The sequence below is a fragment of the Pantoea sp. SM3640 genome (assembly GCF_015654165.1).
Taxonomy (GTDB): domain Bacteria; phylum Pseudomonadota; class Gammaproteobacteria; order Enterobacterales; family Enterobacteriaceae; genus Pantoea; species Pantoea vagans.
In genome coordinates this window covers 1,819,933-1,845,599 of sequence record NZ_CP064872.1, presented here as the reverse complement: position 1 = coordinate 1,845,599, position 25,667 = coordinate 1,819,933, and the positions used below count along the sequence as shown (strand labels likewise).

At 56.1% G+C, this 25,667-nt stretch carries 26 protein-coding genes; 12 read left to right on the top strand and 14 right to left on the bottom strand.

What is annotated here, in order from left to right:
- The first annotated feature begins 8 nt into the window (after positions 1-8).
- From IV493_RS08515 to osmV, 3 genes are read left to right on the top strand one after another with little or no spacing between them, the layout of a single operon-like run.
- Entirely contained in the window at positions 9-920 is a 912-nt protein-coding gene (locus IV493_RS08515; RefSeq protein WP_013357909.1) for a glycine betaine ABC transporter substrate-binding protein, read from the top strand.
- 9 nt (positions 921-929) lie between these two features.
- The gene (gene osmW, locus IV493_RS08510) at positions 930-1,577 is read left to right on the top strand and encodes an osmoprotectant ABC transporter permease OsmW (protein ID WP_010244802.1); all 648 of its coding nucleotides are present in this window, start codon (positions 930-932) and stop codon (positions 1,575-1,577) included.
- Complete coding sequence (osmV, locus tag IV493_RS08505) at positions 1,577-2,713, top strand: osmoprotectant ABC transporter ATP-binding protein OsmV (RefSeq protein WP_095707175.1); 1,137 nt, start codon at positions 1,577-1,579, stop codon at positions 2,711-2,713. The genes osmW and osmV overlap by 1 nt, the downstream gene beginning before the upstream one ends.
- A gap of 529 nt (positions 2,714-3,242) precedes the next feature.
- On the opposite strand, the gene IV493_RS08500 is transcribed toward osmV, so the two are convergent.
- The 4 genes from IV493_RS08500 to IV493_RS08485 form a co-directional block, all read right to left on the bottom strand.
- Positions 3,243-4,619, bottom strand: coding sequence for a nucleobase:cation symporter-2 family protein (locus IV493_RS08500; protein WP_033783148.1), 1,377 nt, complete (start codon positions 4,617-4,619; stop codon positions 3,243-3,245).
- A 180-nt stretch (positions 4,620-4,799) separates the two neighbouring features.
- Positions 4,800-5,498 carry a dethiobiotin synthase gene (gene bioD / locus IV493_RS08495; protein WP_013357912.1) on the bottom strand — a complete coding sequence of 233 codons (699 nt, stop codon included), beginning with the start codon at positions 5,496-5,498 and terminating at the stop codon, positions 4,800-4,802.
- 113 nt (positions 5,499-5,611) lie between these two features.
- Complete coding sequence (locus IV493_RS08490) at positions 5,612-6,829, bottom strand: ROK family transcriptional regulator (RefSeq protein WP_013357913.1); 1,218 nt, start codon at positions 6,827-6,829, stop codon at positions 5,612-5,614.
- 130 nt (positions 6,830-6,959) lie between these two features.
- On the bottom strand, positions 6,960-7,853 hold the full coding sequence (locus IV493_RS08485) for a LysR family transcriptional regulator (RefSeq protein WP_013357914.1): 894 nt from the start codon (positions 7,851-7,853) through the stop codon (positions 6,960-6,962).
- Positions 7,854-7,948: 95 nt separating this feature from the next.
- On the opposite strand from IV493_RS08485, the gene IV493_RS08480 reads away from it, so the two are divergent.
- From IV493_RS08480 to IV493_RS08470, 3 genes are all read left to right on the top strand, one after another.
- Positions 7,949-9,199 (top strand): MFS transporter, encoded by a 1,251-nt coding sequence (locus tag IV493_RS08480; protein WP_195858075.1) that lies wholly within the window; start codon positions 7,949-7,951, stop codon positions 9,197-9,199.
- 168 nt (positions 9,200-9,367) lie between these two features.
- Positions 9,368-9,628, top strand: a complete 261-nt coding sequence (locus IV493_RS08475; RefSeq protein WP_195858074.1) for a hypothetical protein — start codon at positions 9,368-9,370, stop codon at positions 9,626-9,628.
- A gap of 286 nt (positions 9,629-9,914) precedes the next feature.
- The gene (locus tag IV493_RS08470; RefSeq protein ID WP_013357917.1) at positions 9,915-11,099 is read left to right on the top strand and encodes a sugar transporter; all 1,185 of its coding nucleotides are present in this window, start codon (positions 9,915-9,917) and stop codon (positions 11,097-11,099) included.
- A 78-nt stretch (positions 11,100-11,177) separates the two neighbouring features.
- Here IV493_RS08470 and IV493_RS08465 read toward each other — a convergent pair whose 3' ends face one another.
- Together IV493_RS08465 and IV493_RS08460 are read right to left on the bottom strand one after the other, a co-directional pair.
- On the bottom strand, positions 11,178-11,435 hold the full coding sequence (locus IV493_RS08465; protein WP_195858073.1) for a YdgH/BhsA/McbA-like domain containing protein: 258 nt from the start codon (positions 11,433-11,435) through the stop codon (positions 11,178-11,180).
- Between the two features lie 37 nt (positions 11,436-11,472).
- A complete protein-coding gene (locus IV493_RS08460; protein WP_013357919.1) occupies positions 11,473-11,730 on the bottom strand; it encodes a DUF1471 domain-containing protein in 258 nt (85 codons plus the stop codon).
- Positions 11,731-12,038: 308 nt separating this feature from the next.
- Here IV493_RS08460 and IV493_RS08455 point away from each other — a divergent pair, with 308 nt between their 5' ends.
- Positions 12,039-12,689: a TetR/AcrR family transcriptional regulator gene (locus IV493_RS08455; protein ID WP_147789204.1), complete on the top strand. Its 651-nt coding sequence runs from the start codon at positions 12,039-12,041 to the stop codon at positions 12,687-12,689.
- Between the two features lie 34 nt (positions 12,690-12,723).
- Here IV493_RS08455 and rhaM read toward each other — a convergent pair whose 3' ends face one another.
- From rhaM to rhaB, 4 genes are read right to left on the bottom strand one after another with little or no spacing between them, the layout of a single operon-like run.
- Positions 12,724-13,038, bottom strand: coding sequence for an L-rhamnose mutarotase (gene rhaM / locus IV493_RS08450; protein ID WP_041456867.1), 315 nt, complete (start codon positions 13,036-13,038; stop codon positions 12,724-12,726).
- On the bottom strand, positions 13,028-13,870 hold the full coding sequence (gene rhaD, locus IV493_RS08445) for a rhamnulose-1-phosphate aldolase (protein ID WP_195858072.1): 843 nt from the start codon (positions 13,868-13,870) through the stop codon (positions 13,028-13,030). Before rhaD ends, rhaM begins: the two co-directional genes overlap by 11 nt.
- 10 nt (positions 13,871-13,880) lie before the next feature.
- A complete protein-coding gene (locus tag IV493_RS08440) occupies positions 13,881-15,137 on the bottom strand; it encodes an L-rhamnose isomerase (protein WP_195858071.1) in 1,257 nt (418 codons plus the stop codon).
- Positions 15,130-16,602 carry a rhamnulokinase gene (rhaB, locus tag IV493_RS08435; RefSeq protein ID WP_195858070.1) on the bottom strand — a complete coding sequence of 491 codons (1,473 nt, stop codon included), beginning with the start codon at positions 16,600-16,602 and terminating at the stop codon, positions 15,130-15,132. Before rhaB ends, IV493_RS08440 begins: the two co-directional genes overlap by 8 nt.
- Before the next feature lie 291 nt (positions 16,603-16,893).
- Here rhaB and rhaS point away from each other — a divergent pair, with 291 nt between their 5' ends.
- Positions 16,894-17,715 (top strand): HTH-type transcriptional activator RhaS, encoded by an 822-nt coding sequence (gene rhaS, locus IV493_RS08430; protein WP_013357925.1) that lies wholly within the window; start codon positions 16,894-16,896, stop codon positions 17,713-17,715.
- A gap of 11 nt (positions 17,716-17,726) precedes the next feature.
- Positions 17,727-18,593 (top strand): HTH-type transcriptional activator RhaR, encoded by an 867-nt coding sequence (gene rhaR, locus IV493_RS08425; protein WP_107319756.1) that lies wholly within the window; start codon positions 17,727-17,729, stop codon positions 18,591-18,593.
- A gap of 286 nt (positions 18,594-18,879) precedes the next feature.
- Here the strand turns inward: rhaR and rhaT are convergent, their stop codons facing one another.
- On the bottom strand, positions 18,880-19,914 hold the full coding sequence (gene rhaT, locus IV493_RS08420) for an L-rhamnose/proton symporter RhaT (RefSeq protein WP_195858069.1): 1,035 nt from the start codon (positions 19,912-19,914) through the stop codon (positions 18,880-18,882).
- A 358-nt stretch (positions 19,915-20,272) separates the two neighbouring features.
- On the opposite strand from rhaT, the gene IV493_RS08415 reads away from it, so the two are divergent.
- The gene (locus tag IV493_RS08415; RefSeq protein ID WP_013357928.1) at positions 20,273-20,596 is read left to right on the top strand and encodes a hypothetical protein; all 324 of its coding nucleotides are present in this window, start codon (positions 20,273-20,275) and stop codon (positions 20,594-20,596) included.
- 43 nt (positions 20,597-20,639) lie between these two features.
- Complete coding sequence (locus tag IV493_RS08410) at positions 20,640-20,738, top strand: YoaK family small membrane protein (protein ID WP_008925225.1); 99 nt, start codon at positions 20,640-20,642, stop codon at positions 20,736-20,738.
- A 3-nt stretch (positions 20,739-20,741) separates the two neighbouring features.
- Here the strand turns inward: IV493_RS08410 and IV493_RS08405 are convergent, their stop codons facing one another.
- Positions 20,742-21,008, bottom strand: coding sequence for a DksA/TraR family C4-type zinc finger protein (locus IV493_RS08405; RefSeq protein WP_013357929.1), 267 nt, complete (start codon positions 21,006-21,008; stop codon positions 20,742-20,744).
- Positions 21,009-21,204: 196 nt separating this feature from the next.
- Here IV493_RS08405 and aldA point away from each other — a divergent pair, with 196 nt between their 5' ends.
- Positions 21,205-22,641, top strand: coding sequence for an aldehyde dehydrogenase (gene aldA, locus IV493_RS08400; RefSeq protein WP_095707162.1), 1,437 nt, complete (start codon positions 21,205-21,207; stop codon positions 22,639-22,641).
- Positions 22,642-22,959: 318 nt separating this feature from the next.
- On the opposite strand, the gene IV493_RS08395 is transcribed toward aldA, so the two are convergent.
- Positions 22,960-24,228: an MFS transporter gene (locus IV493_RS08395; RefSeq protein WP_195858068.1), complete on the bottom strand. Its 1,269-nt coding sequence runs from the start codon at positions 24,226-24,228 to the stop codon at positions 22,960-22,962.
- Positions 24,225-25,646: a M20 family metallopeptidase gene (locus IV493_RS08390; protein WP_195858067.1), complete on the bottom strand. Its 1,422-nt coding sequence runs from the start codon at positions 25,644-25,646 to the stop codon at positions 24,225-24,227. The genes IV493_RS08395 and IV493_RS08390 overlap by 4 nt, the downstream gene beginning before the upstream one ends.
- Positions 25,647-25,667: the final 21 nt, after the last annotated feature.

The window sequence follows — 25,667 nt, the reverse complement described above, 5'->3', positions numbered from 1 at the left end:
GCTTTGCAATGCTAACGAAGTGGATTAAGAAAAGCGCTGTCGCGCTGACCGCGACGCTGCTGCTCAGCCAGACGGCACAGGCGGCTGCCCCGCTGGTAATGGCAACCAAGAGTTTTACCGAGCAGCATATCCTGTCAGCCATGACGGTACTCTGGCTGCAAAAGAAAGGTTTTGAGGTGGTCCCTAAACGCAATATCGCCACCACCATTGGCCGTAACGCGCTGCTGAATAAACAGATTGATATGGTCTGGGAGTATACCGGTACGTCACTGATTATCTTCAACCACATCAGCCAGCCGATGTCTTCACAGCAGGCGTATGAGACGGTGAAACAGCTGGACGGAAAACTGGGACTGGTCTGGCTGAACCCGGCGCCGATGAACAACACCTACGCCTTTGCCATGACTCAGGAGCGGGCCAAAAAAGAGGGCATCAATACGATGTCACAACTGGTCGCGAAAGTGGAACAGGTTCGTCAGTCTGACCCGGACCACAACTGGCGGCTGGGGCTGGACCTGGAGTTCGCGGGGCGTTCAGACGGCCTGAAACCGCTACAGAAGACTTACAACCTGGCGCTGGATCGCCCGCAGATCCGTCAGATGGACCCGGGTCTGGTTTATAACGCTATTCGTGACGAATTCGTGGATGCCGGTCTGATCTACACCACCGATGGCCGGGTTAAAGGCTTTAATCTGAAAGTGCTGGAGGATGATAAACACTTCTTCCCAAGCTATAACGTGACGCCGGTCGTACGTCAGGATGTGCTGGCGAGCCATCCAGGGCTGGATAGTGCCCTTAATCAGCTCTCTGCACAGATCACCAATGAGGCGATTACCGAGCTGAACAAGCGGGTCGATATCGACCATGAGTCACCGGAAAAAGTGGCACGTGATTTCCTTCAATCCAAAAACATGCTGTAAGGAGGCACTGTGGATACCCTTCACTACATCATGGATAACTGGAGCACCCTGCTCACCCTAAGCTGGCAGCACAGCTGGCTGGTGCTGGTTGCGGTCGGTCTGGCCATTGTGATTGGCGTGCCGCTGGGCATTCTGATCGTGCGCGTCAGATGGCTGGCTACACCGATTCTTGGTATCGCCACCGTAGTACTGACCATTCCGACTATTGCGCTGTTTGGTCTGATGATCCCGCTGTTTTCGCTGATCGGTCAGGGCATCGGCGCGCTGCCAGCGATTACCGCCGTGTTTCTCTACTCGCTGCTGCCGATTGTGCGCAACACGCATACCGCGCTGGAGAATCTGCCGGACGGTTTGCGTGAGGCCGGTCGCGGCATCGGCATGACCTTCTGGCAGCGTCTGCGCTGGGTTGAAATCCCGATGGCGCTGCCGGTGATTTTCGGCGGCATCCGAACCGCCGTGGTGATGAACGTTGGCGTGATGGCGATTGCCGCCGTGATTGGCGCGGGCGGTCTGGGCCAGCTGCTGCTGGATGGTATCAGCGGCAGTGATATTCGTATGCTAATTGCTGGCGCATTGATGATTTGTCTGCTGGCTATTTTTCTTGACTGGCTGCTGCACCGTTTGCAGCAGGCGCTGACTCCAAAGGGGATTCGATAATGATTACGCTGGAAAACCTGACGAAAACCTTTACTCAGAAAAACGGCACCACCAATAAAGCCGTCGATAACGTCAGCCTGCATGTGCCAGCCGGTGAGATGTGCGTGCTGCTGGGTCCATCGGGCTGCGGTAAAACCACCACGCTGAAGATGATTAACCGCCTTATTCCGGCCACCAGTGGCCGGATCCTGATTAATGGCGAAGACACCAGTACGCAGGACACAACCACCCTGCGCCGCAACATTGGCTATGTGATCCAGCAGATTGGTCTGTTTCCCAACATGACCATCGAGGAGAACATTACCGTCGTGCCGCGCATGCTGGGCTGGAATAAGAAGCAGTGTCATGAGCGCGCTACAGAGTTAATGAGCATGGTTGCGCTGGACCCTAAAAAGTTCCTGCACCGCTATCCGCGTGAGATGTCCGGCGGTCAGCAGCAGCGTATCGGCGTGATTCGTGCGCTGGCCGCGGATCCACCGGTATTGCTGATGGATGAGCCGTTCGGTGCTGTCGACCCGATTAACCGTGAAGTGATTCAGAACGAGTTTCTCGATATGCAGCGTCAGCTTAAGAAAACCGTAATGCTGGTGAGCCACGACATTGATGAGGCGCTGAAGCTCGGCGATCGCATCGCGGTATTTGGTCAGGGTAAAATCGTGCAGTGCGCCAGCCCGGATGAGTTGCTGGCTACCCCGGCCAATGAGTTTGTCGGCTCGTTTGTCGGTCAGGACCGCACCCTTAAGCGCCTGCTACTGGTGCAGGCGGGTGACGTGACCGATCAGCAGCCGACTATCACCGTGCGCCGCTCGACGCCGCTGGAAGAAGCCTTTGGCACCATGGATGACAACGATATGCGGTCGATTACCGTGGTCGATGAGGATGGCAAACCGCTGGGCTTCGTGAAGCGGCGTGAGGCGCGAAACGTCAGTGGCCGTTGTGAAGAGAAGCTGCACACCTTTAAGGTCACGGGTAAAGCCGAAGAGAACCTGCGTGTGGTGTTGTCGAAACTTTATGAGCACAACACGGTCTGGATGCCGATTGTCGATGAAGAGGGTCGCTACAGCGGGGAGATTTCGCAGGATTATATCGCGGATTACCTCAGCTCGGGTCGAACCCGTCGTCGTCTGAATCCATAGTCCAGTCAGACGAAAGGGCCGCCATGGCCCTTTCAATCGCAAAGAAACCCTAATCTGGGTGAAACTGACAGCAATACAAAAGCTTAATGCGCAGGGAACTGGGTCAGAAGAGGAAAGCGTCACGTCGCCAGGATAAAAACGCCGGGAGCGTTTTTGAACAACGCAACGCGTTGGCCCGGCTAAGGGCGCACCTCATGGATGAGGTGCGTAATCGCGCGGGTCGAGCAGTCAGGGATGACTCTTTTGCGTCTTTCCGATCTGACCCAGTTCCCTTCGCAGGCTCGCTCTTAAAGCGAATCAGTTTACTGGCTGCATCGGACCATTCTTTCTGGTGCTTCAGGTAATGGCTCAGGGAGCATACGCCCTCCGCAAAGACGCAAAACCCGCCATCCCTGGCGGGCTCAGCGCGGACCATCCCTGGCCCGCGATGCTTTGCTACACGCGTATGCTCCCATCGCTTTAATTTCTGTGTTGTCTGTAAGAAATACATTGATCCTTCTGTGTTTCTAAACTTCCTGATTATCTGCTTTTAACTTCCAGTCAGCGTTTCCGCTTCAACCTCGTCCACCGCAGGTGCCTCATCTGGCAGCACCAGATTGAGCACAATCGCCAGAATGCCGCCGGTCGTCACCGCGTGACCAAATAAATTGTTAATCAACGGCGGGAACTGCTTCAGCACCTCCGGCACGGCTTCCACACCCAGTCCAATCCCGAATGAGATCGCGACAATCAGCATCTCGCGGCGGCCCAGCGGTGTCTGCGTCATCACCCGGATACCGGCAGCGACTACACTGCCAAACATCACCACTGTCGCTCCGCCCAGCACGGGCGGCGGGATCTGCTGCAACAGCGACCCGACATAGGGAAAGAGCCCCAGCAGCGCCAGCATAATCCCCAGCAGCATACCGACATAACGACTGGCAACGCCGGTCATCTGGATCACGCCATTGTTCTGCGCAAACGTGGTGTTAGGAAAGGCAGAAAAGACCGCGGCCAGCACGCAGCTCAGGCCATCGGCAACAATGCCGCCCTGCAACCGCTGCTGAAAAGGTTTGCCGGTAATCGGCTGTTGTGAAATCAGGCAGTTAGCGGTGAGATCCCCGACCGCTTCAATCACCGCAATCACAGACACCAGCGCAATCGGCAGAAAAATGGTCCAGTCAAAGGCGAAACCAAACCGGAAGAAAGCAGGCAGCACCAGCCAGCTGCTCTCCGGCGCGGCCCTGAGTTGCAGATGACCGGTTAAGGCTGCTGCAATACATCCCACCGCGATGCCAGCCACCACCGCCACCAGTCGCGCCCAGCGGTTACGCGAGCGGTTCAGCGCCACGATCACCAGCAGCGTCAGTGCGCCCAGCGCCAGATTCCCCGGTGAGCCAAAATCTGTGGCGTTGTGACCACCCGCCCAGTCTGTAATGCTGACTTTAATCAGGCTGATGCCTATCAGGGTAATGACCGTACCGGTCACCACCGGCGTCAGCACTTTGCGCAGCGTGCCGACGCAGCGACTAATCAGAACCGGGATCAGCGCCGCGACCAGATTGCAGCCAAACAGCATCGCCATAATCTCTTCCGGCGAGCCGCCACGCCCTTTTACCATCAGGCCACCGGAGAGAATCACCCCCAGAAATGCAAAACTGGTTCCCTGCAGACAGATCATGCCCGCGCCAACGCCATAAAAACGTCGGGCCTGCATAAACGTGCCTAAACCGGAGACGAACAGCGACATGCTAATCAGATAAGGAATATAGGCCTGCAATCCCAGAACCGAGCCAATAATCAGCGGTGGTGTGATAATGCCCACCACGCTGGCCAGCAGATGTTGCAGCGCGGCGAAGAACGCCGGGACGGGGCCAATGCGGGCTTCAAGCCCATATAACAAACCTTTCTCGTGCGAGTGCGACATGGTGGTGCTCCGGCTCTGTGTGATAAGCGGAGTTAATGCATTTTCTGCGCCATGACGTCAGGGTTTCGCGACAGTCGATCCAGGTCTTTCAAATTTAAACAGAAATAGTTGCAGACAGTCCGGGATGAGCCTGAAACTTTAGGCTCACCCCGGACCCAGTTGATTTGTTTTGTTTCATAATCAGGCGATCTTTGCACTCACAGCGTGCAAAGCATCCTTTTCCAGCAGTGAAATATCGACCCAGGACGTGAGATCGCGCTGTTCAGCGCGTGGCAGATAAGGCAGTTCGCCCAGCAGTGGCGCAGCAATTTTTTCCTGCAGCACTTCAATAATGTCGCTGTATTGTGCCAGTCCCGGATTGATGCGATTCGCAACCCAGCCCACCAGTGGCAGTCCATCCCGCGCTATCGCCTCTGCCGTCAGCAGAGCATGACTGATACAACCCGACTGGATGCCGACCACCAGCACCACCGGAAGCTGTTGCTCAACTACCCAGCAGGAGAGCGGACGTCCGTCATTCATCAGGCTGCGCCAGCCGCCTGTGCCCTCAATAACCACGCGATCGGCCTGCTGCGTCAGGCTGGTTAATCCCCGGGTCAGCAATCCGTAATCGATAATCTGCCCCGGATGTGTGCAGATTTCCTCTTCCTGGAAAGCCAGCGGATTGATCGCCAGATAGGGTAAGTCGATAGATGACGAACTTTGCAGAACCTGTGCATCTTTGTTACGCAGGCCATCAGCGGTTTTAATGGCACAGCGCGCGACGGGCTTGTAGCCCACAGCCTTCTGTCCGGTCTGGATAAAACTTTGTAACAGCGCGCGGGACACCACCGTTTTGCCCACTGCGGTGTCGGTGCCGGTAACAAATAATCTGTTCACACAACTTCTCCTCTCGAACCGTTGCGGTTAATCGGTGATTAACCTTGCTGCGAAACGGCATTTTAAGGAATGAAGGATGAGAATGGATTGCGTTAGCGCAAGTTCAGGTCTGCTTAACCTTGCAACAGTTTCACTAACAGGTGCCCGTTGTAGAGTGCGTCCTTGATCAGCGCGGCACCGCCCAGCGTTCCAGGCTCGCTGAATTCAGTGGGTGCCAGCTGAATGCCGGCGCTGTAGGCAGGCAGTGACTGCTGCAGAATAGTGTTGCTTACCGCGGGAAACAGCACATCAGCGGCGGCATTAAGAGGAGAACCGATAAGAATATGTTGTGGATTGAAGATATTGACCATCATTGCCAGAATCCGCCCAACGTGATGCCCGACGCTGGCAATGGTGTCACGCGCCAGACGATCGCCCGACTGCGCGGCCGCACACAGTGACTGAAGCGTCAGCGGCTGGTTATTGAGCAGGCTGTCAGGCTGGGCAGGCAGTCGCTGCGCCGCCAGCGCCAGTAAACTGCCAGTGCTGGCTACCGTCTCCAGACAACCATGATTCCCGCAGTAACACTGCTGGCCATAAGGGTCAATCTGAGTATGGCCAATCTCGACCAGCGCCCGACCGCTCTTATGCAGCAGCTGACCGCCACTGATGACGCCAGCTCCCACAGTTTCATCAATCACAATCTGAATCACATCCTGGGCACCGCGCGAAGCACCAAACAGCGACTCCGCCAGCGTCCAGGCTGAAATGTCATGCTGTACAAACACCGGCAAGCCGGTTCGCGCCGCCAGCGCATCGCCCAGCGGCATATCGCGTACCTGATAACCCGGCAGCCGATGCACCACGCCTGACGCAGCGTTGATCAACCCCGGCAGCGTAATGGCGATGGCCGTGAGACGTTCCAGCTTCTTCTGATGGCGAATAAAGAAAGCATCGACCTGTTCAATCAACGAGGTCAGTAAGGGCTGAGCAGATTCATCGGGCAGCGGGAGACGCTCTTCTGCCAGCTCACGGCTGCTGAGATCGCGCAGCGTAAAGGTCATGGCACCGCGATGCAGACGAATCGCCAGATAGTGCCAGGCGTCGGTATCCAGTATCAGGCCAATCGCCGGACGGCCACGGCTGCCGGGATCCTGAAACTCGGTCTCCTGCACCAGATGCGCATCCAGCATCTCACGCACAATTTTGGTTATGCTGGCCGGAGCAAGCTGAGCACGGCGGGAAAGTTCGATACGCGAAATGGGACCGTAACGGTCAATTAATCGATATACGACACCTGCATTGGTCTGCTTGATCTGGTCAATGTGGCCAGGTTGACTGTCCGGATTCACAACCCTGCTCCCGGTTATTTTCGCGCTTCTAAATAAACATGCGCCATGGTGAGGCAGATCAGGCGACAGCGTCAAATATTTGATTAGAAATGTGATTTATCGCACAGATTGATGCTATGTCGCGCTCGCTTCAGACCCGGTTTTCCCGCAGCAACGTCATCATATTCTCCATCTGTGCATTTATTTCGCGTCCGGCTGACCAGACCAGCCAGAGTTCTGAAATCGCATCCTCTTCCGTTAACGGCAGCCAGACCAGATCGGCCAGCCGCGCCCGGCGAAAAGAGGCGGGCAGAATGGAAACGCCTAAACCGGTTGCCACCAGCCCCAGGATGGTCATCGCTTCACCGACTTCCTGAGTAATGTAAGGCTTGATGTGGTAGCGGTGCAGCAGTGCCAGAATGTCGCTATAGAGCGCGGTTCCGCCCTGAGGATCGAAAAAGACAAAGGGTTCAGCCGCCAGCGCCGTCACAGAGATCTTTTCAGCCTCAGCCAGCGGATGCGCCTTGTGGACCACGGCATAGAGCGGCTCGCTCAGCAGCAGCTGATGACGCAGGTCGGCGGGCAGCGGCGTGTTGCGCATCACGCCGAGGTCGAGCCGTCCGTCATGTAACGGGGCCAGCTGCTGGCGGGTATTAATCTCCTGCATCTGAATATGCACCTGTGGCCAGCGCTGTCGGAACCGGAAGAGCGCATCAGAAACGACAGCGGTAAAGGGTGCCGACGAGGTAAAGCCGATACGCAGCTCTCCCTCTTCACCACGATGCAGCCGGGCAGCACGATCGGCGGCCTGCTCAACCTGCAGGATTATCGTGCGGGCATCACTCAGCAGTTGCTGTCCGGCAGCGGTAAGCTGCACGCTGCGGTTGGTGCGATTGAACAGCCTTGCGCCGGTCTCCGCTTCCAGCTGAATAATCTGCTGACTGAGCGGCGGCTGGGAAATATTCAGACGCCGGGCCGCCCGCCCGAAATGGAGCTCTTCCGCCACCGCAATGAAGTAGCGCAAATGACGCAGTTCGATATTCATATTTTAAACGTCTTATTTGAGATTATTAATATATTAGACAGCATAATGCCGCTTTCCTAAGCTGACGACAGGTTTTCTGACTAAGAGGAAGATGTGTGAGTCGCTCAATACAGGCAACAGTGGATGAGAAAGCGGTGACTGAACCGCAGGCGTCCGTTGCCGCAGCAGGTTATATCCGGCGGGGAACACCCGCTTTTATGCGCGTCACGCTGGCGCTTTTCTCTGCCGGGCTGGCGACCTTTGCCCTGCTCTACTGTGTGCAGCCTATTCTGCCGGTGCTGTCACAGCAGTTTGGTGTTTCTCCGGCGACCAGCAGTCTGTCGCTCTCAATCTCTACCGGCCTGATGGCGCTGGGCCTGCTGGTGACCGGGCCGCTCTCAGATGCCATCGGGCGAAAATCGGTGATGGTGACCGCTCTGATGCTGGCGGCCATTTGCACGCTGATCTCCGCCACCATGACCAGCTGGCACGGCATTCTGATTATGCGGGCGCTGATGGGACTGTCGCTCAGCGGTGTTGCGGCGGTCGGTATGACCTATCTGAGCGAGGAGATGGATGCGCGGGTCGTCGCCTTTTCGATGGGGTTATATATCAGCGGTAACTCCATTGGCGGGATGAGCGGGCGTCTGTTAAGCGGTGTCCTGACCGACCTCTTATCCTGGCGCATCGCCGTGGCGGTGATTGGCTGTTTTTCGCTGGCTTCAGCACTGATGTTCTGGAAAATCCTGCCTGCATCGCGTCATTTCCGCCCTATTACGCTGCGCCCGCGCAATCTGCTGATTAACTTCCGGCTGCACTGGCGCGATCCGGGCCTGCCCTGGCTGTTTGCCGAAGGTTTTCTGCTGATGGGTGCCTTTGTCACCCTGTTTAACTATATCGGCTACCGTTTACTGGATGCGCCCTGGCATCTCAGCCAGGCCGTGGTGGGTCTGTTGTCGGTGGTCTATCTCACCGGCTCCTGGAGTTCACCTAAAGCCGGTGCGCTGACCAGCCGCCTGGGACGCGGGCCGGTGATGCTGGGCGCGACAGCCATCATGCTGCTGGGTCTGCTGGTCACTGCCTTCGACTCGCTCTGGCTGATTCTGCCCGGAATGATGCTGTTCACCGCCGGCTTTTTCGCCGCCCATGCGGTCGCCAGCGGCTGGATTGGTCCCCGTGCACGCCGGGCGCGTGGGCAGGCTTCGTCGCTCTATCTGTTCAGCTACTACGTGGGTTCCAGCGTAGCGGGCACGCTGGGCGGTCTGTTCTGGCATAATTTTGGCTGGAGCGGAATCACGCTGTTTATCAGCGTCCTGTTAATCCTGGCGCTGCTGGTTGCCTGGCGTCTGCATAGTAAAAGACTCTGACTGATTTTTCTCATGCCAGGCCCCGACCTCTCCGGCGGGTCTGGCTGCTTGTCACGCTGAACATTCCCTTCAGATCCATAACAAACAAAACGTGCTTTTCCCGCTATAATCCTTTTTATTGTAATAATTCATCTGCTTTGCCTTTTAACACGGCAACAAGGAACGCCTGTGGCTCTCTACTATTACGTTAATAAACAATCGGGATATAACGATAATCATGTTGTTCTTGCCGCGGGCTGCCCCCATCTTCCCGACATGAATAACCGACTGTTTCTGGGCAGTTTTTATCATGTGAACGCCGCTATTCTGCAGGCAAAAAAATATTATGCGGGCGCCATCGGCTGCGAAAACTGCTGTCCGCTTAATCACAGCGACCCGCAGGCCAGTCAGCTCAGCGTGGCCCTGAAACATACTCCACCATCGCGTTAATCGACTGGACAGCACGGAGGTAAAACGCTTTCCGCTGTGCTGTTCAATGACATTCTGCCTGAGGGCAAACCCCTGCTCTGAATGATGTCTGCACCGCTTCGCCCTCGATAACCTCAGGCTATCGCCCTGTCACAGGGCGATAATAAAAAATCAGCAATAAAAGGCATTTATAAGGTTTCGCTTCCCGCTTTATTCACTACAATGGTCAGTAATTTGTGACGCAGGTCACTTTCGCTGGATGTTTCTGCCACATCCGATTTCGCTGTACTGACTGACTTGACTCCTCATGCAACCAACAACTGTTTCACGTAAAACTGCCTGGCTACGCGTGGTATTGCTGGCCATCGCCGCATTTGTCTTCAATACCACCGAGTTCGTGCCGGTTGGCCTGTTATCTGATATTGCTGCTGACTTTTCAATGCAGACGGCTGATGTCGGGATCATGCTGACCATCTACGCCTGGGTCGTCGCGCTGCTTTCACTGCCGCTGATGCTGCTGACCCGCAATATTGAGCGACGGCTGCTGCTGGGCGTGCTGTTCCTGATATTTATCGTCAGCCACGTGCTTTCAACCGTCGCCTGGGATTTCCGGTCGCTGATGGTGTCGCGCGTCGGCATCGCTCTGTCTCATGCGGTGTTCTGGTCGATCACCGCCTCGCTGGCGATTCGTGTTGCCCCGGCGGGTAAGAAAACCCAGGCGCTGAGTATGCTGGCGACCGGTACCGCGCTGGCGATGGTGCTGGGCGTGCCGATTGGCCGCGTGGTGGGACAGTATCTTGGCTGGCGCACCACTTTCGGCGCGATTGGTCTGTCGGCACTGGTGCTGATGATCATGCTGGTGCGTATTCTGCCGCGCCTGCCAAGTGAGCATACCGGCTCGCTGAGCAGTGTGCCGATGCTGTTTCGCCGTCCGGCGCTGGTCAGCATGTATCTGCTGGTGACGCTGGTGGTGACCGCGCATTACACCGCCTACAGCTATATCGAGCCATTTATGCAGACCGTCGCCCACTCCAGCGGCAATTTCACAACCCTGCTGCTGCTGCTGTTTGGTTCAGCGGGCATTGTCGGCAGCCTGCTCTTCAGTACGCTGGGTAACAAATTCCCTTCCGCCCTGCTGATTGCCGCCATTGCGCTGATCACCCTTTGCATGGGCCTGCTGATTTTTGCCGCCGTTCGCCCTGCCGCTATCTCCACGCTGTGCGTTGTCTGGGGAGTGGCGATGATGATGATCGGGCTGGGTATGCAGGTGCGGGTGCTCTCGCTGGCACCGGATGCCACGGATGTCGCGATGTCCCTGATGTCCGGCATCTACAATATTGGTATTGGCGCGGGCGCGCTGCTGGGTAATCAGGTCAGTCTCCATCTGAGCATGGCGGAAGTGGGGAACGTCGGCGGGATGATTGGTCTGGTGGCATTGCTGTGGTGTGTTTATATTTTCCGACGCTATCCGCAGTTACGCAGCAACGGATAATCAGCGCCGTACCAAATAAAAAAGGCTTCAGATAAGTGGGTTTATCTGAAGCCTGTTTATGATTATTTATAGCGCCTGTTACTTATAAAGAATGGCTGTGCCATGCAGGTTGTTGCTGCCAGAGGTCGAAGTGATGCGGAAAGACTTTGCGCCGACATCGCTGGCCTTCTCTGACAATTGCTGCTCCAGCGAGGTCAGATTCGTACTGCCCGTTGCGCTGATGACACCGATTTTTTGCTGATCCAACGGGGTGCTGCTCACCTGTTGGGCCGCCACGCTGGCAAAGGAGAGGCTACTTAGCACCGCCGCCGCCACCATCATATTGATACGTTTCATAACGAACCCCTTCTCACATTATCTGATGAACTGCCTGTTACTGATAGATCACAGCCGTGCCGTGCAGTTTGTTCTGACCGCTGGTTGAAGTGATGCGGAATGATTTCGCACCGGCTTCATCCGCTTTGGCACTCAGCTGTGCTTCAACAGAACTCAGGTTGGTGCCACCCAGTACTGAGATGGTGCCAACGGGCTGCTGATTAGCCGGTTCGCTGGTGACGAGATCAGCGGCAGATGCGCCAAAAGCCAGGGTAGTAAGCGCCAGTGCTGCCAGGGTGGTTTTGATGGTTTTCATAATATTCTCTCTGTCCGGTATTTGAATTCGGTGTGACTGAATTGGGTTGTCGCTATTTAGTTAACGACCGTTAAATAAATAATAGACCCCGATCTGGTTCGTCGTCAATATTTATTTAATGAGCGTTATTTTATTCGCGAAGTGGCGTGATTATGGGCTTCCGCCCCTTTTATGACTTAACCATAGGGGCGGTAAAAATGCGCTGGCGCACAAAATGACAACGCTTGCGGCTGACATTTCCAGTGGGCCTTGCACATTTTTATAATGATCGGTAATTTAATAGGATGTTTTACTGTCTGTGAGGGTGTATGAGTCAGGTTCAGGATTGCGATGTAAAGAAATGCCGCGGCCGACCCAAAGTGTTCGATCGCGAAGCTGCGCTCGATAAAGCTCTGACCCTGTTCTGGACACACGGTTACGAGGGAACCTCTCTCGCCGATCTGGTTGCCGCCACTGGCGCAAAAGCGCCAACCCTCTACGCAGAGTTTGTGAATAAAGAGGGATTGTTTCGCGCAGCGATGGGGCGTTATGTAGAGAAGTTCAGCGCATGGCGTGAAGCAGCATTAGGCGATGATCAGTTACCGGTGGATCGGGCCATTGAGGCCTATTTCCGCTCTACTGCGGCCTGTTTTACCGAACGCGACTCTCCCGGCGGATGCTTCTTTATCTGTACCTCAACAGCCCTGTCGGCGGCTTCGGCAGAGATTGCCGCCATGCTGCAACAGCAGCATCAGTCGCAGGAGCATGTGCTGAGTGATTTTCTGCTGGCGCGCCAGCAGCGTGGCGAACTGAGTGCAGCAGTGAATATTCCTGCGCTATCACGTTATCTGGGTTGTATGTTGCAGGGTATGTCGGTGCGGGCCCGTGAAGGCGCAGAGCGTGACGATCTTGAGGGTATTATTGATACGCTGATGGCCATGTGGCCAACGCTGACCGGCTTGTGTCAGGCCAGAGGCTAGAAAAACAGGGCGGCATTGCCGCCCTTTTCTTCATCTAGTTCAGGAAAAACACCGGTTTTAACGGCTGACTGACAGGACTGTTATCTGCATTAGACGGCATGAGATCTTTCATTGACGCCCACCAGCGCTGACACACCTCCGTTTTTGCCACCGCTTCCCAGCGTGCTTCAGATTCAATCTCAACGCTGGCGAACAGCAGATTCCGCTCTGCGTCCAGCCAGATAGCATAGTTGTGCGCGCCATGTGCCTTCAGCGTCTCAGCCAGTTCAGGCCAGATTGGGGAGTGACGACGTTCATACTCTGCATGACAGTCGGCATTCACCTGCATCACAAAGGCTTTACGCAGCATTGGCTGGGCCCACATCCAGCGCCGGTTGCCACGGCTTAACGCCAAAGCGCTCACCCAGCGCGATCAGCTGTTCGGTGGTGATGCTCTGGCGAATACCGCCCATCGACAGTACTTTGACGATTACTTCTGCCGATTTTTCCGCCGTATCAATCAGACCAAAGGTTTCATCGAGTGTCGGGCCTGTGCCAAAGACGCCGTGGAATGGCCACATCACCAGAGTGTGAGACTGCATCTGTCCGGCTGTCGCCGTACCGATTTCATCGGTGCCAGGAACCATCCATGGCAGCACACCCACGCCATCCGGGAAGACCACCAGACATTCGGTACTGCCTTCCCACAGCAAACGGGTAAAGCGGGCAGAGTCCATCTCAACCACGTAGCTCAGAGCCATAAAGTTGGTCGCATGGCAGTGCATAATCACCCGATCTGCGCCTTTGCTGACGGCTTTACGTACCGCATGAGACTGAAAGTGTGATGCCAGCTCAGAGGTCGGCAAACCGCCATTCGACAGGCCCCAGTGAATTTTATAGGAAAGTCCCTTGTCATCGACCTGCAGCAGCGCCAGACAATCCGCCGGATCGAGCTGGACGTTACGCATGAATTTTCCTGACCCGGTCACCAGAAACCAGTCGTTCGCCAGCGCTGGCGCAGGCTGGGTCAGCTCAATGCAGCGCGGTTCCTTATAGAAATCGGCGGCAAAGGGTTTCACCTCCTCCTCCAGCAGACGGAGGCTGACGTTACCGCCGTTACGCTCGTCCCAGCCCTTCAGCCACATGTCGCTGGTCGCTTTGACCATTCCCTTAACAAACCCGGAAGAAAGAATGCTTTGCATAGTGAAATCCTTAACGTTGGCTCAAGATCTGTTGTTCATAATGACGGACATCGCCTAACCAGCTGGCATCAGCCGGGACGTCATGGCGCAGGCACCACGCTTCCCAGACCGCCTGCCATGGCAGTGATTTTTGCTCTTCCAGCAGGGTAAGCCGCGCGGTGTAATCGCCACTGTTCTCGGCCTGGCGTAAGCGGTCGGTTGGCTCCAGCAAGGCACGCAGCAGCGCTTTTTTGGTGTTACGGGTGCCAATAACCCAGGCGGCAATCCGGTTAATTGAGGCGTCGAAGAAGTCGAGGCCAATGTGCACTTTGTCGAACAGCTGATGACGGACGATCTCACTGGCGATAGCCTGGGTTTCATCATCCAGCAGCACAACATGGTCGCTGTCCCAGCGCACCGGACGGCTGACGTGCAGCAGCAGGCGCGGCACATAGAGCATGGCGGCGGAAATTTTGTCGGAGATCACTTCGGTTGGATGGAAATGCCCTGCATCCAGGCAAAGCGCCGTCTGGCGACTGGCGGCATAGCCGAGATAAAACTCGTTAGAGCCTACGGTGAAGCTCTCAGCGCCTATGCCAAAAAGCTTGCTCTCAACCGCATCGATATGATGCTGCGGATTGAGTTTTTCTGAGATGACTTCATCCAGCGCACTCATCAGGCGCTCACGCGGGGCCAGCCGATCCACAGTGATATCTTTCATACCGTCCGGCACCCAGATATTCATCACTGAGGGGGTGCCAAGCTGCTCACCAAATGAGGCAGAGATACGGCGACTCGCTTTGCAGTGGTCGATCCAGAACTGACGGACGGTTTTATCACTGTGCGACAGCGTAAAGCCGTCCGCGCTTTTTGGATGCGAGAAGCAGCTTGGGTTAAAATCGAGGCCCAGCTTATTCTCTTTGGCCCAGGCGACCCAGTTGGCGAAATGGGCAGGTTCAATGGCATCCCGGTCCACCGGCTTGTCGCTTTCAAGGTAGATAGCGTGCAGGTTCAGACGTTTAGCGCCAGGAATCAGCGACATGGCTTTGTCGATATCACTGCGTAGTTCACTGGCATTCCGTGCCCGTCCCGGGTAGTTGCCGGTCGCCTGAATGCCGCCGGTCAGTGCGCCCTGTGGGTTCTCGAATCCCCGGACATCATCACCCTGCCAGCAGTGCATGGAGACCGGAATACGGTCCAGCTGGCGGATGGCCTGCTCAACATCAACCCCATTATCAGCGTAGCGTTGTTTAGCCAGTTCAAAAGCCTGTTCAATCTGCTTAGTCATAAGCGGGTTCCTTAGCGGGTTGACTCAGCGTCGCGAAGCGTGCCTGACTGGCACTGAAGACGCTGTGTGTTTGCGGTTCGAATTTTTCGAGTGGGAAGTTGTTAATGACGCTGCAGCGGAAATCAGCCACATCGGTCAGTTCGCCCAGGGCAATCAGCTGGCAACCAACGTTACCCAGCGTGGAGGCTTCAATCGGGCCTGCCAGTACCGGGATCTGGCAGGCATCGGCGCAGAGCTGATTAAGAAAGCGGTTCTGGCTGCCGCCTCCCACCACGTGCAACTGGCTGAAAGGCTTGCCGCGCAACTGAGCCAGCTCCTGAATGACTTCACGGTAGAGCAGCGCCAGGCTGTCAAATATGCAGCGAGCCAGCGCAGCGGCAGATTGGGGCACCGGCATGCCCTGCTCTGCGCAGGCGTTCTGAATCTCATTAACCATGCTGTCCGGATTGATAAAGCGCGCATCATTGGGACTGATGAGTGAAACACAGGCGGGCTGACGGGCTGTCTCTTCAATCAGCATGCTGAGATCGTCAATCTGCAGTTCGCTGCAGATACGCTGCAACAGCCACAGCCCCATGATGTTTTTCAGTACGCGATACCCCTCTGCGCCGCCTTCGTTAGTGATGTTGGCGCGCAGTGCCGTATCGCAGGCATAGGGCTGCAGACTTTCGAAGCCCATCAGCGACCAGGTTCCTGAACTGAGATAAGCGGCGTCGTCCTGCATCAGCGGCGTTGCAAGAACTGCGCTGGCAGTGTCGTGAGTGGCGACGGCAATCACCGGAACCGCCGTGCCTGCGCGATTGATCCAGTGACCGACGGTATTGCCGGGTGCCTGCGGCTGACCGAACCACCGCGCGTCAACGCCCGCCCAGGCGAGCAAATCGCGATCCCACTCACCGCTGTGAATATTGAGCATTTGCGTGGTGGTCGCGTTGGTGTATTCCCAGTTGAGATTACCGGTCAGGCGATAATGCAGGTAGTCAGGTATCATCAGCGCATGCGCCACGCGGGCCTGCCAGTCGGGCTGCTGCTGATGCAGAGCGCGCATCTGGTAGAGTGTATTGAACGGCAGAAACTGAATGCCGGTTCGGGCATAAATGGCGCTGCGGCTCAGCTCATGCTGCGCCTGCTCCATCAGGCCGTGCGTGCGCGCATCACGATAGCTGACCGCTTCACCCACCTGCTCACCCTCTGCATCCAGCAACACCATATCAACACCCCAGGTGTCGATGCCGATACTGTCAGGGACAACGCCTTCATCATCTAACTGAGCCAGCCCGGCGCGTATCTCCTGCTCCAGCATAACCAGATCCCAGCAGTCATAACCGGCACGACGCTGGCGCTTATTTTTAAAGCGCCGGACCTCACGCAGTGCCAGCTGGCGCTGCGCGGCATCCCAGCTGGCGAGCATGACCCGTCCGCTGGATGCGCCGAGATCGATAGCAACAATGTTTCTCCTGGTCATGGCGACTTTTCCCTGTGATTAAGTGGTCACAGAGTAAAAATCTTGCCTGGTTGTCACCTTCCCCAGAATGCCAACAGGCGTAAGTGGCTGGCAGATGGGCAAAGAACTTCGTGAGGGAGATCACAGAGATGGCAGCAGAGGCGATGTGACCCCTGCCGCAAATCTGTTAACTGCCGGGGATTTCTTGAAAAATCAGCATGATTCCTGCTGAGTCCAGCTGAAAATTCAAGGTAAGGTAACGGCGTCCTGATTAGACTGCGTTACGGTTTTGTTAAGCAGCGAGAGACGACGATGACCATATTGCACAGTGCAGACTTTTTTCCCGAAGGCGATTACGCGATAGCGATTGAACCCCGCATACCGCAGGCAGCTTTTCCGGAACATCATCATGATTTTCATGAGATTGTACTGGTGGAGCAAGGCTCCGGCATTCATGTGTTTAATGGTCAGCCGCAGACGCTGTGTGCGGGCTGTGTCTGCTTTGTGCGCGATCACGATCGTCATCTCTATGAGCAGACCGAAAATCTTTGCCTGACCAATGTGCTTTATCGCAGTCCCGGCGCGTTTCGCTTTCTCTCCGGGCTGCAGGCCTTGTTGCCCTGCGATCAGGACGGGCAATACACCTCTCACTGGCGTATCAATCATAAAGTGATGGCGCAGGCGCTAAGTGTGACAGCGAAGATGCAGCAGGATGATACCTGGTCGCTGGAGAAACAGGCGCACCAGGAACAGCTCTTTTTGCAGTTGCTGGTGTTGCTGCGGGAAGCCTGTATTGACGGGCAGAGTCAGGATCAGGAAGCACGATTGCATCGCCTGCTCGACTGGCTTGGCGACCATTACAGTGACGAGATTGTCTGGGAGGAACTGGCTGATCGCTTCTCCCTGTCACTGCGAACCCTGCATCGGCAGATGAAGCAGCAAACCGGCAGTACGCCGCAGCGCTATCTGAACCGTTTGCGGCTGTTACAGGCTCGTCATCTGCTGCGTCACAGTGATATGCGAATTACCGATATCGCCTTCCAGTGTGGATTTGGTGACAGTAACCATTTCTCAACCCTGTTCAGGCGCGAATTTGGCTGCGCACCGCGAGCGGAGCGCCAGCAGATGTTGTAAAGGAGCAACGTATGGCATTGATACTCAGTCGGGATGACTATTTTCCCGCTACCAGTTTACCGGTGGCGGTTGCCGAAAGGATGCCCCAACCCTCCTTTCCGCCCCATCAACACGAGTTCAGTGAAATCGTGATTGTCTGGCGCGGTAACGGCCTGCATGTCCTCAATGATCGTCCCTGGCTGATAACCTGCGGCGACGTTTTTTATATCCGCGACAGTGACTGCCATAGCTACGATAGCGTTAACAATCTGGTGCTGGATAATATCCTCTACTGCCGTGACCGCTTTGGCCTTGGCCTTGACTGGAATCAGCTGCTGCCTCAACAGGGACCGGACACGCCCGGCTGCTGGCGTCTGACCACGCGCGGCATGTCACTGGCCCGTGGCGTTATCAGCCAGCTGGAGCGTGAAAGCCGCAAAAGCGATCCGCTGTCAGTACAGCTCTCTGAGGCACTGTTTTTACAGCTGGCATTGATTCTGCGCCGCCATGGCTACGCCGCCGATCGTCCCTGGGCATTGCCGGAGGGGGAACAGCTCGATCTGCTGATGTCAGCCTTACAGGGTGCCCTTGCCCGTCCCTTCGATCTGGCGGCGTTTTGTCAGCAGAATCAGCTCAGCGAGCGGGCGCTGCGGCAGCTTTTTCGTCAGCAGACCGGGATGACCATTGGTCATTACCTGCGCCAGTTGCAGCTCTGCCAGGCAAAATATCTGCTGCGCACCCAGGATTGCCTGATTAGTGAGGTCGCCGCCCGCTGCGGCTTTGATGACAGTAACTATTTCTCGGTGGTCTTCACCCGCGATACCGGTTTAACGCCCAGCGCATGGCGTCAGCGATTTATTGCGCCACGGCAGGTTTTGAAAAGTACCGAGTCTGACTAAAAAGGGCCTGTATTGGAGGCCCACTCAACACCCTTCCGGCAAGCAATTTAGCGCACTGAAATTCCCCCAATGAATTATTAGCAGCAATGATTATGCTAAAAAGCGCAGGGAACACGGCCAGAAGAGGAAAGCGTCCCGCGACAGGACGTCGCGGGACGAGCAGGCCATGGATGGCAGCTTTTGCGTCTTTCCGATCTGACCGTGTTCCCTGAGCGGGCACGATCTGACCGCCATTCTGCTAACTCTAAGGGCCTTCTTTATAAAGACACTGTCTTTGTATTCGCATTCAGGCCGCCATACCCAGCCCGACGATGTTAGCGGCAATGATGATCACCACACAGCCGATCGATAACACGCTCACCGGGCGACGCCCTGCTGACTTCCACTCTTTCATCAGCAGACCTACCAGCCCACCACACAGGACGTAAAGGCTCATGTGCAGCATCCAGCTGACATAGTCATACTGCGCCGGGATGCGGGCATGGCCCCAGGCGTAAAAGAAGAATTGCAGATACCACATGGTGCCGCCGAGCACCGGAAAAGCGGTATTGGCAATCAGCAGCGACTTTCCGACAGAGAAATCCTTACGTACTGACAGCTCAGGCCGGGTGGCCAGCCGCCAGAAACAGAAGGCCAGATTCACCAGTGCCCCGCCGCCCATGATGATGACGTAGCTGGGTAAAGCCACATAGAGCGGATCGATGCCCAGATTAGCGGCGGCCTGATGCATCGGTTTCGCCGCGTCCATCGCAAAGGACATACCCGCTGAGAAAATGCCGCACATCACCGCGAGCAGCAGTCCTTTTCTGAGGTTAAACTCTTCGGCGTTTATCCCCAGCGCCCGCTCCTTCAATAGCCCGGCACGCGTCACTATCCCAACGCCAATCAGCGCCACCAGCACGCCCAGCAGGGTTAACCGGCCCCCTGCCGAAGCAAACAGTTCGCCAAAACGGCCCTGCAAGAGTGGCGTCATCAGCGTGCCCACCACCAGGGTAATGCCAATCGCGATACCGATCCCCATCGACATGCCAAGGTAACGCATGGTCAGGCCGTAGTTAATATTGCCTATGCCCCACATCGCGCCAAACAGAAAAACCGGCGTCAGTTGCGACAGCGTAAAACTGCTGTAATAGGCCCTGAAGTCTGGCAATAAAATGGCACTGACCGCCCACGGCAGGATCAGCCACGACATCAGGCCGCCAATTGACCACATGGTTTCCCATGACCATCTTTTCACCTGTTTAAAAGGCGCGTAAAAACATGCGGCGCTGGCAGCACCGACAAAATGCCAGAAGATACCTGCAATAATGGCGCTGTTCATTGTTATTTCCCGGTTAGGTTGAGGCCTGTCGGAAACCTGTCAGCTTCCGTTCAGCAGGCAGTCTACGTTTTGCAGGAATCCCTCAGCCTTTGGATAAATGCCGGAAGCCGCAGCGGAGTGGCAATATTTACCCGTTATTAACGTTAAGGATCACAATTTCACAGTTGTCAGATAACCGGACAATGAATAAGGTAAGTATCTTATTATTCTGACTTTTTTATCGTTTTGCTGTGTGGCGCAGCACACTTTTAAACTGACTGCCATTTAAACTGGTATGGTGGCAAAAGGGCAAAGAAGCCTTCTTTACCGCAGACAAGGTCGTATAAACTGGGGCAAATTGATGGGAACAGGGATTGGAATGACAACGAAGTGGTTAACACTGTTTCTTTCGCAGTCAGTCAGCCGGGTGATGCTGGATGATCTCCGGGCGATACTTCCTGCAGATGCGATAAAGGTGTTTGTAAATGGTCTGGATGAAACACACTATGCCACCATTGAGTGTGTGCAGGCGGAGCAACATTGCGCCCTGATCGCCTCGGCGATTGTGGTGTGGCGTCAGCTCGGCCATGTGCACCATATTATTTATAAAAAAGGCGAGGTGCTGCGTGAGGAGAACGAGGCAACCCAGTTCCAGCTTTTCACCCTGCTGAAAACCCACCGCGCAGTCCTCCAGATCTCATGATAAGATCGCGCTCCCTGAAATCGCTGTTTGCAGCAGGTTGAATATGAGAATTGGAATTCTGTTTCCGATCGCCATCATCGTGGCGGGCGTGGGCTTTCTGGCGTGGTTTATTGGCAGCGGCCTGGCGATGCCAGGCTCCTGAGCGTTAGCGCAGCTGACTGTCTTTACTGCCACGACGGTTATATAAGCTGCTGGTCTGCTGCTGTTTATCGATTTTTTCCTGACACGCCACGCAGTAATGCACCCCTTTGAGTGCCTGACGGCGCGCTTCAGGAATCGGTTCGCCGCAGAGTTCACATTCGGTGGCGCTTTCGCCCTGCCCGAGCGATTGTCTGACCCGCTCAATCCCGTCGTTAACGGTGCTATCAATCTGTTCCTGTACTGCGCCGTCTCCTGCCCATCCGCTTGCCATTATTTAACCCCTTTTTCACGATTTCACTCCTTTAAATCTACAACAGATTGACGTTTTTGCCGCAGAACTCACCGATATCTGTGATTGGCTGCCAGCCGGACGCGCAAGCTGGCAATAAGCTAAAGGTCACGCTTAGGGATCTGTTTCACCCTGCTATCACATTATTGCAACGTATCGATAGCGGAGAGCCAAGCGAATGACAACACATCATCAACATTACATTAATGGCGAGTTTGTCGCCCATCAGGGTGACCAGTGGATTGAAGTCATCAATCCGGCCACTGAAGCGTTGCTGTCACGCATTCCACAGGGCAGCCGTCAGGATGCCAGCCTTGCGATCAATGCCGCCGAAGCCGCTCAGCCGGCGTGGGAAGCGTTGCCTGCGGTTGAACGCGGCGTCTGGCTGCACAAAATCGCCAGCGCCATCCGCGACCGCGAGCCTGAACTGACGGCGACCATCGTGGCGGAAGGCGGAAAAACCCAGGGCCTGGCGAAGACTGAAGTGCTGTTCACCGCCGACTACCTCGATTACATGGCGGAGTGGGCACGGCGTTATGAAGGCGAGATCATCAACAGTGACCGGCCCAACGAAAACATCTTCCTGTTTAAAAAAGCGATTGGCGTCACCACCGGGATTTTACCGTGGAACTTTCCCTTTTTCCTGATCGCCCGCAAAGCAGCGCCTGCCCTGATCACCGGCAACACGATTGTGATTAAACCCAGCGAGCTGACGCCCAACAATGCCGCACTGTTTGCCGGGATTATCCAGACGCTGGGTCTGCCAGCTGGCGTCATTAACATTGTCTATGGTCTGGGACCGGAAGTGGGACAGGAACTGGCGGCCAATCCAAAGGTCGGGCTGGTGAGTCTGACGGGCAGCGTCGGGGCAGGTATCGCCACCATGGAAGCCGCGGCTAAAAATGTGACCAAAGTGTCGCTGGAACTGGGCGGCAAAGCGCCCGCTATCGTGATGGAGGATGCCGATCTGGATCTGGCGGTGCGATCCATTATCAGCTCACGCGTGATCAACAGCGGCCAGGTCTGTAACTGCGTGGAGCGCGTCTATGTGCAGGAAGGCATTTATGATCGGTTTATCAGCGCACTGACTACCGCGTTTCAGCAGGTGACGTTTGGCGATCCCGCCGAACGCAGTGATATCGATATGGGACCGCTGATTAATGCCGCCGCACGGGATCGGGTCGAGCAGAAAGTGGCCGATGCCGTTGCTGCAGGTGCAAAATTAATTCTGGGCGGCAGGCGCGCCGGAGAGAGAGGCTTCTTCTTCCAGCCTACGCTGCTGACCGATGTGCGTCAGAATATGGCGATTATGCAGGAGGAGATTTTTGGCCCTGTGCTGCCGGTGATGACCTTTAAAACGCTGGATGAGGCGATTACCCTGGCTAACGATTGCGAGTATGGACTGACTTCCTCAATTTATACCCGGAATCTCAATACCACGATGATCGCGCTGCGCAAACTGAAGTTTGGCGAAACCTATGTGAACCGTGAGAACTTTGAAGCGATGCAGGGCTTTCACGCCGGATGGCGTAAGTCGGGTGTCGGCGGGGCCGATGGAAAACATGGTCTGGAGGAGTATCTGCAGACCCATGTTGCCTATTTACAGTTCAGTTAAAGAACTGGTCGGTTTAACGGCCCGTTGAGATTGATAACGCAGGCTGGTTCGTTTCGTGGTTGAGATCGCGCCTGCGCAGAAACAGGGTCAGATCGGAAAGTCGCAAAATCCGCCATCCATGGCATGCTCGGCCCGCGCAATTACGCACCTCATCCCTGAGGTGCGCCCGTTGTCGGGCCAACGCTTCGCGTTGTTCAAAAACGCTCCCGGCATTTTTAGTACGCACCTCATCCCGGCACTTTGAGCTTTTTTATTGCCGCCAGAGCCTGATGTGACTATGTCAGCTGCCTGAAAAAGCCAATGAACTGGCCTGATTTGCTATGCCACCCGCTTACTGCAGCGCAGCAGCGCGACACCGCTCAGCACTGCCACTGCCATCAGGTAGTAGCCTGGTGCCAGACTGCTGCCGGTGGCGGCAATCAGCATGCTGCAAATCAGCGGGGCAAACCCGCCGAATACTGTTACGGCCACGTTGTAACTGATCGCCATCCCGCTGGCACGGGTAGTCGCCGGGAAGAGATCCGCCATTACCGACGGCACCGTCGAGAAGTAGATCGACTTCAGCAGCGCCATCCAGGCCACCAGCAGGATCAGCGTGGTGGGCGTGGTGTGATCGACCATCCATTTAAACGCGGGATAGATAGTGACCACCAGCAACAGCAGCGATCCCCACATCAGCGGCAACCGCCCAATCCGCTCCGCCCACAATCCCATGATGGGCGTCACCACCGTCAGGATGATCCCCGCTATCAGCGTAGCGGTGAAGGCGACCGATCCCGGCAGGTGCAGCGTTTTAGTGGCGTAGGTCGGGATGTAGTTGAGCATGTAGTTGACCGCGGTCGAAATTACCATCACGCCAATCGCCAGCGTGATCAGCGCTTTCTGCCGCCCGAACAGGGTTTTCAGCGGTGCGGCTTCCTTTTCCTGCGAGGCAAAGCTGGCGGGTTCCTGCACATGACGGCGGATGTAGATCCCCAGCGGCCCAATCAGCAAGCCGAAAGCAAACGGGATGCGCCAGCCCCACGCCTGAATCTCACTTTCGCTCAGCCACTGTGTCAGCCCCAGTCCGAAAGCCGATGCCATCAGCGTACTGGCACCCTGGGTGGCGAACTGCCAGCTGGCGATGAACGCTTTGCGCTCGGGAAAATGCTCCACCAGAAAGGCGGTCGAACTGCCAAACTCACCGCCGGCAGAAAAGCCCTGTATCAGCCGCGCCAGAATAATCAGCAGCGGCGCAGCCAGACCGATAGTGGCGTAACCCGGCATAAACGTAATGATCGCCCCGCCCAGCATCATCAGATTAATCGACAGCAGCAGCGCCTTTTTGCGGCCATGCCGGTCGGCATAGTTGCCCAGAACGATGGCTCCCAGCGGGCGGATTAGAAAAGAGATACCGAAGCTGCCAAAGGTCAGCAGCAGTGACACCGACGGATCGCTGACCGGAAAGAAAACGTGGGCGATGTAGCTGGCGAAAAAGCCATAAACCGCGATGTCGAACCACTCCAGCGCGTTACCGATGCAGGTGGCGAACAGCGTTTTATGCAGGCTCGGTTTTACCTGCGGGGCACTTTGCGCGATGCTGCTCATTGTTCACCTCTCCGCCACTGATGGTGGCGCGTCATCAGCTGTTCGCCCTCTTCGCCCAGTTGCCAGAACAGCCGGGTCATAATCGCCAGGCCTTCGCGTGCAATCGAGGTGAGCATATGTTCGTTAACGCCATGCTGGCCGCAGGCGGGATAAGAATGTGGCACCCATAGCGTCGGCAGGCCCAGGATATCGGCGAAGACCTCATTGGGCAGTGAACCGCCGAGATTAGGCAGCAGCGCCGGTTTTTTGCCGCTGCTGCGGGCCAGCGTATCCAGCGCCCAGTCCACCAGCGGATCCTGCGGATCAAGCCGCGTCGCCGGTGAGCCGCGCAGAAACTCCACGCTGACGTTATCGAAGCCGTGCTGATGCAGGTGACGTTCGACATGCTCCACCAGATTTTCCCAGTCGGTGCCGACCACAAAACGCAGCTGACACACCGCCGTAGCGATGCCCGGAATGGCGTTCATGGGTCGTGTCGGATTACCGGTTTCAAAGGCCAGCACCTCCAGGGTGTTCCAGCCGTAAAGGCGTTCGGCAGGCGTCAGGCCAGGCTCGCCCCAGCCGTCTGCAAGTGCGGGATCGCCTGGCATGCCGCCCACATCAATATCACTGAGGATGGCGCGCACGGCGTCGGTCAGGGAGTCTGGTTTCAGCGCGGCAACCTGTAATACGCCCTGCGCATTCACCAGGCAGACGATCACACTGGCCAGTTGAGTACCAGGGTTGCTCAGCAGTCCGCCCCAGTTACCGGAGTGGTAGGCGTTGTCACGCGCCCGAATAGACAGACGAAAGTTCGCCGCACCACGTGAACCCAGAAACAGTGTTGGCCGCAGCGCATTAAGGCGTGGGCCATCCGAGGCGATAAAAAGATCGGCCTTTAACAGCGCCTGCTGTTGCTGGCAGATCTCAGCCAGCCCTGGCGAGCTGATCTCTTCGCCCATTTCGAACAGGATTTTGCAGTTGAAGCCCAGCACGCCGCCGCGTGCTTGCCAAACCTGCTCCAGCGCCGCGAGATTCACGCAGTGCTGGCCTTTGTTATCCGCGCTGCCACGTCCATACAGGCGATCGCCTTCGGCTGTGAGTTGCCAGGGCGATAACCCTTCGCGCCAGTTTTCATCGTCACCAAACACTACATCGCCGTGGCCATAGCAGAGCAGCGTGGGTTTTGACGGATCTTCGATACGGGTGGCGATCAGAAACGGCGGGCTGCCGGGCTGCGGATTGTCAAATGGGTGTAGCGTGAATCCCATCGCCGCCAGCTGCGGACCAATTTCCTGCTGCAGATAGTGGTCCAGCTCTGTCCGTCTGCTGGCGTGCTGGCTTTCAGTCACGCAGGCAACGCGCCGTGCCAGCAGTTGCTGAAACTCACCGCTATCGAAATAGTGCATCGCCTGGTCAACTGCCTGTTGCTCTGTCATGTTTGCCCTGTCTGTTATTTT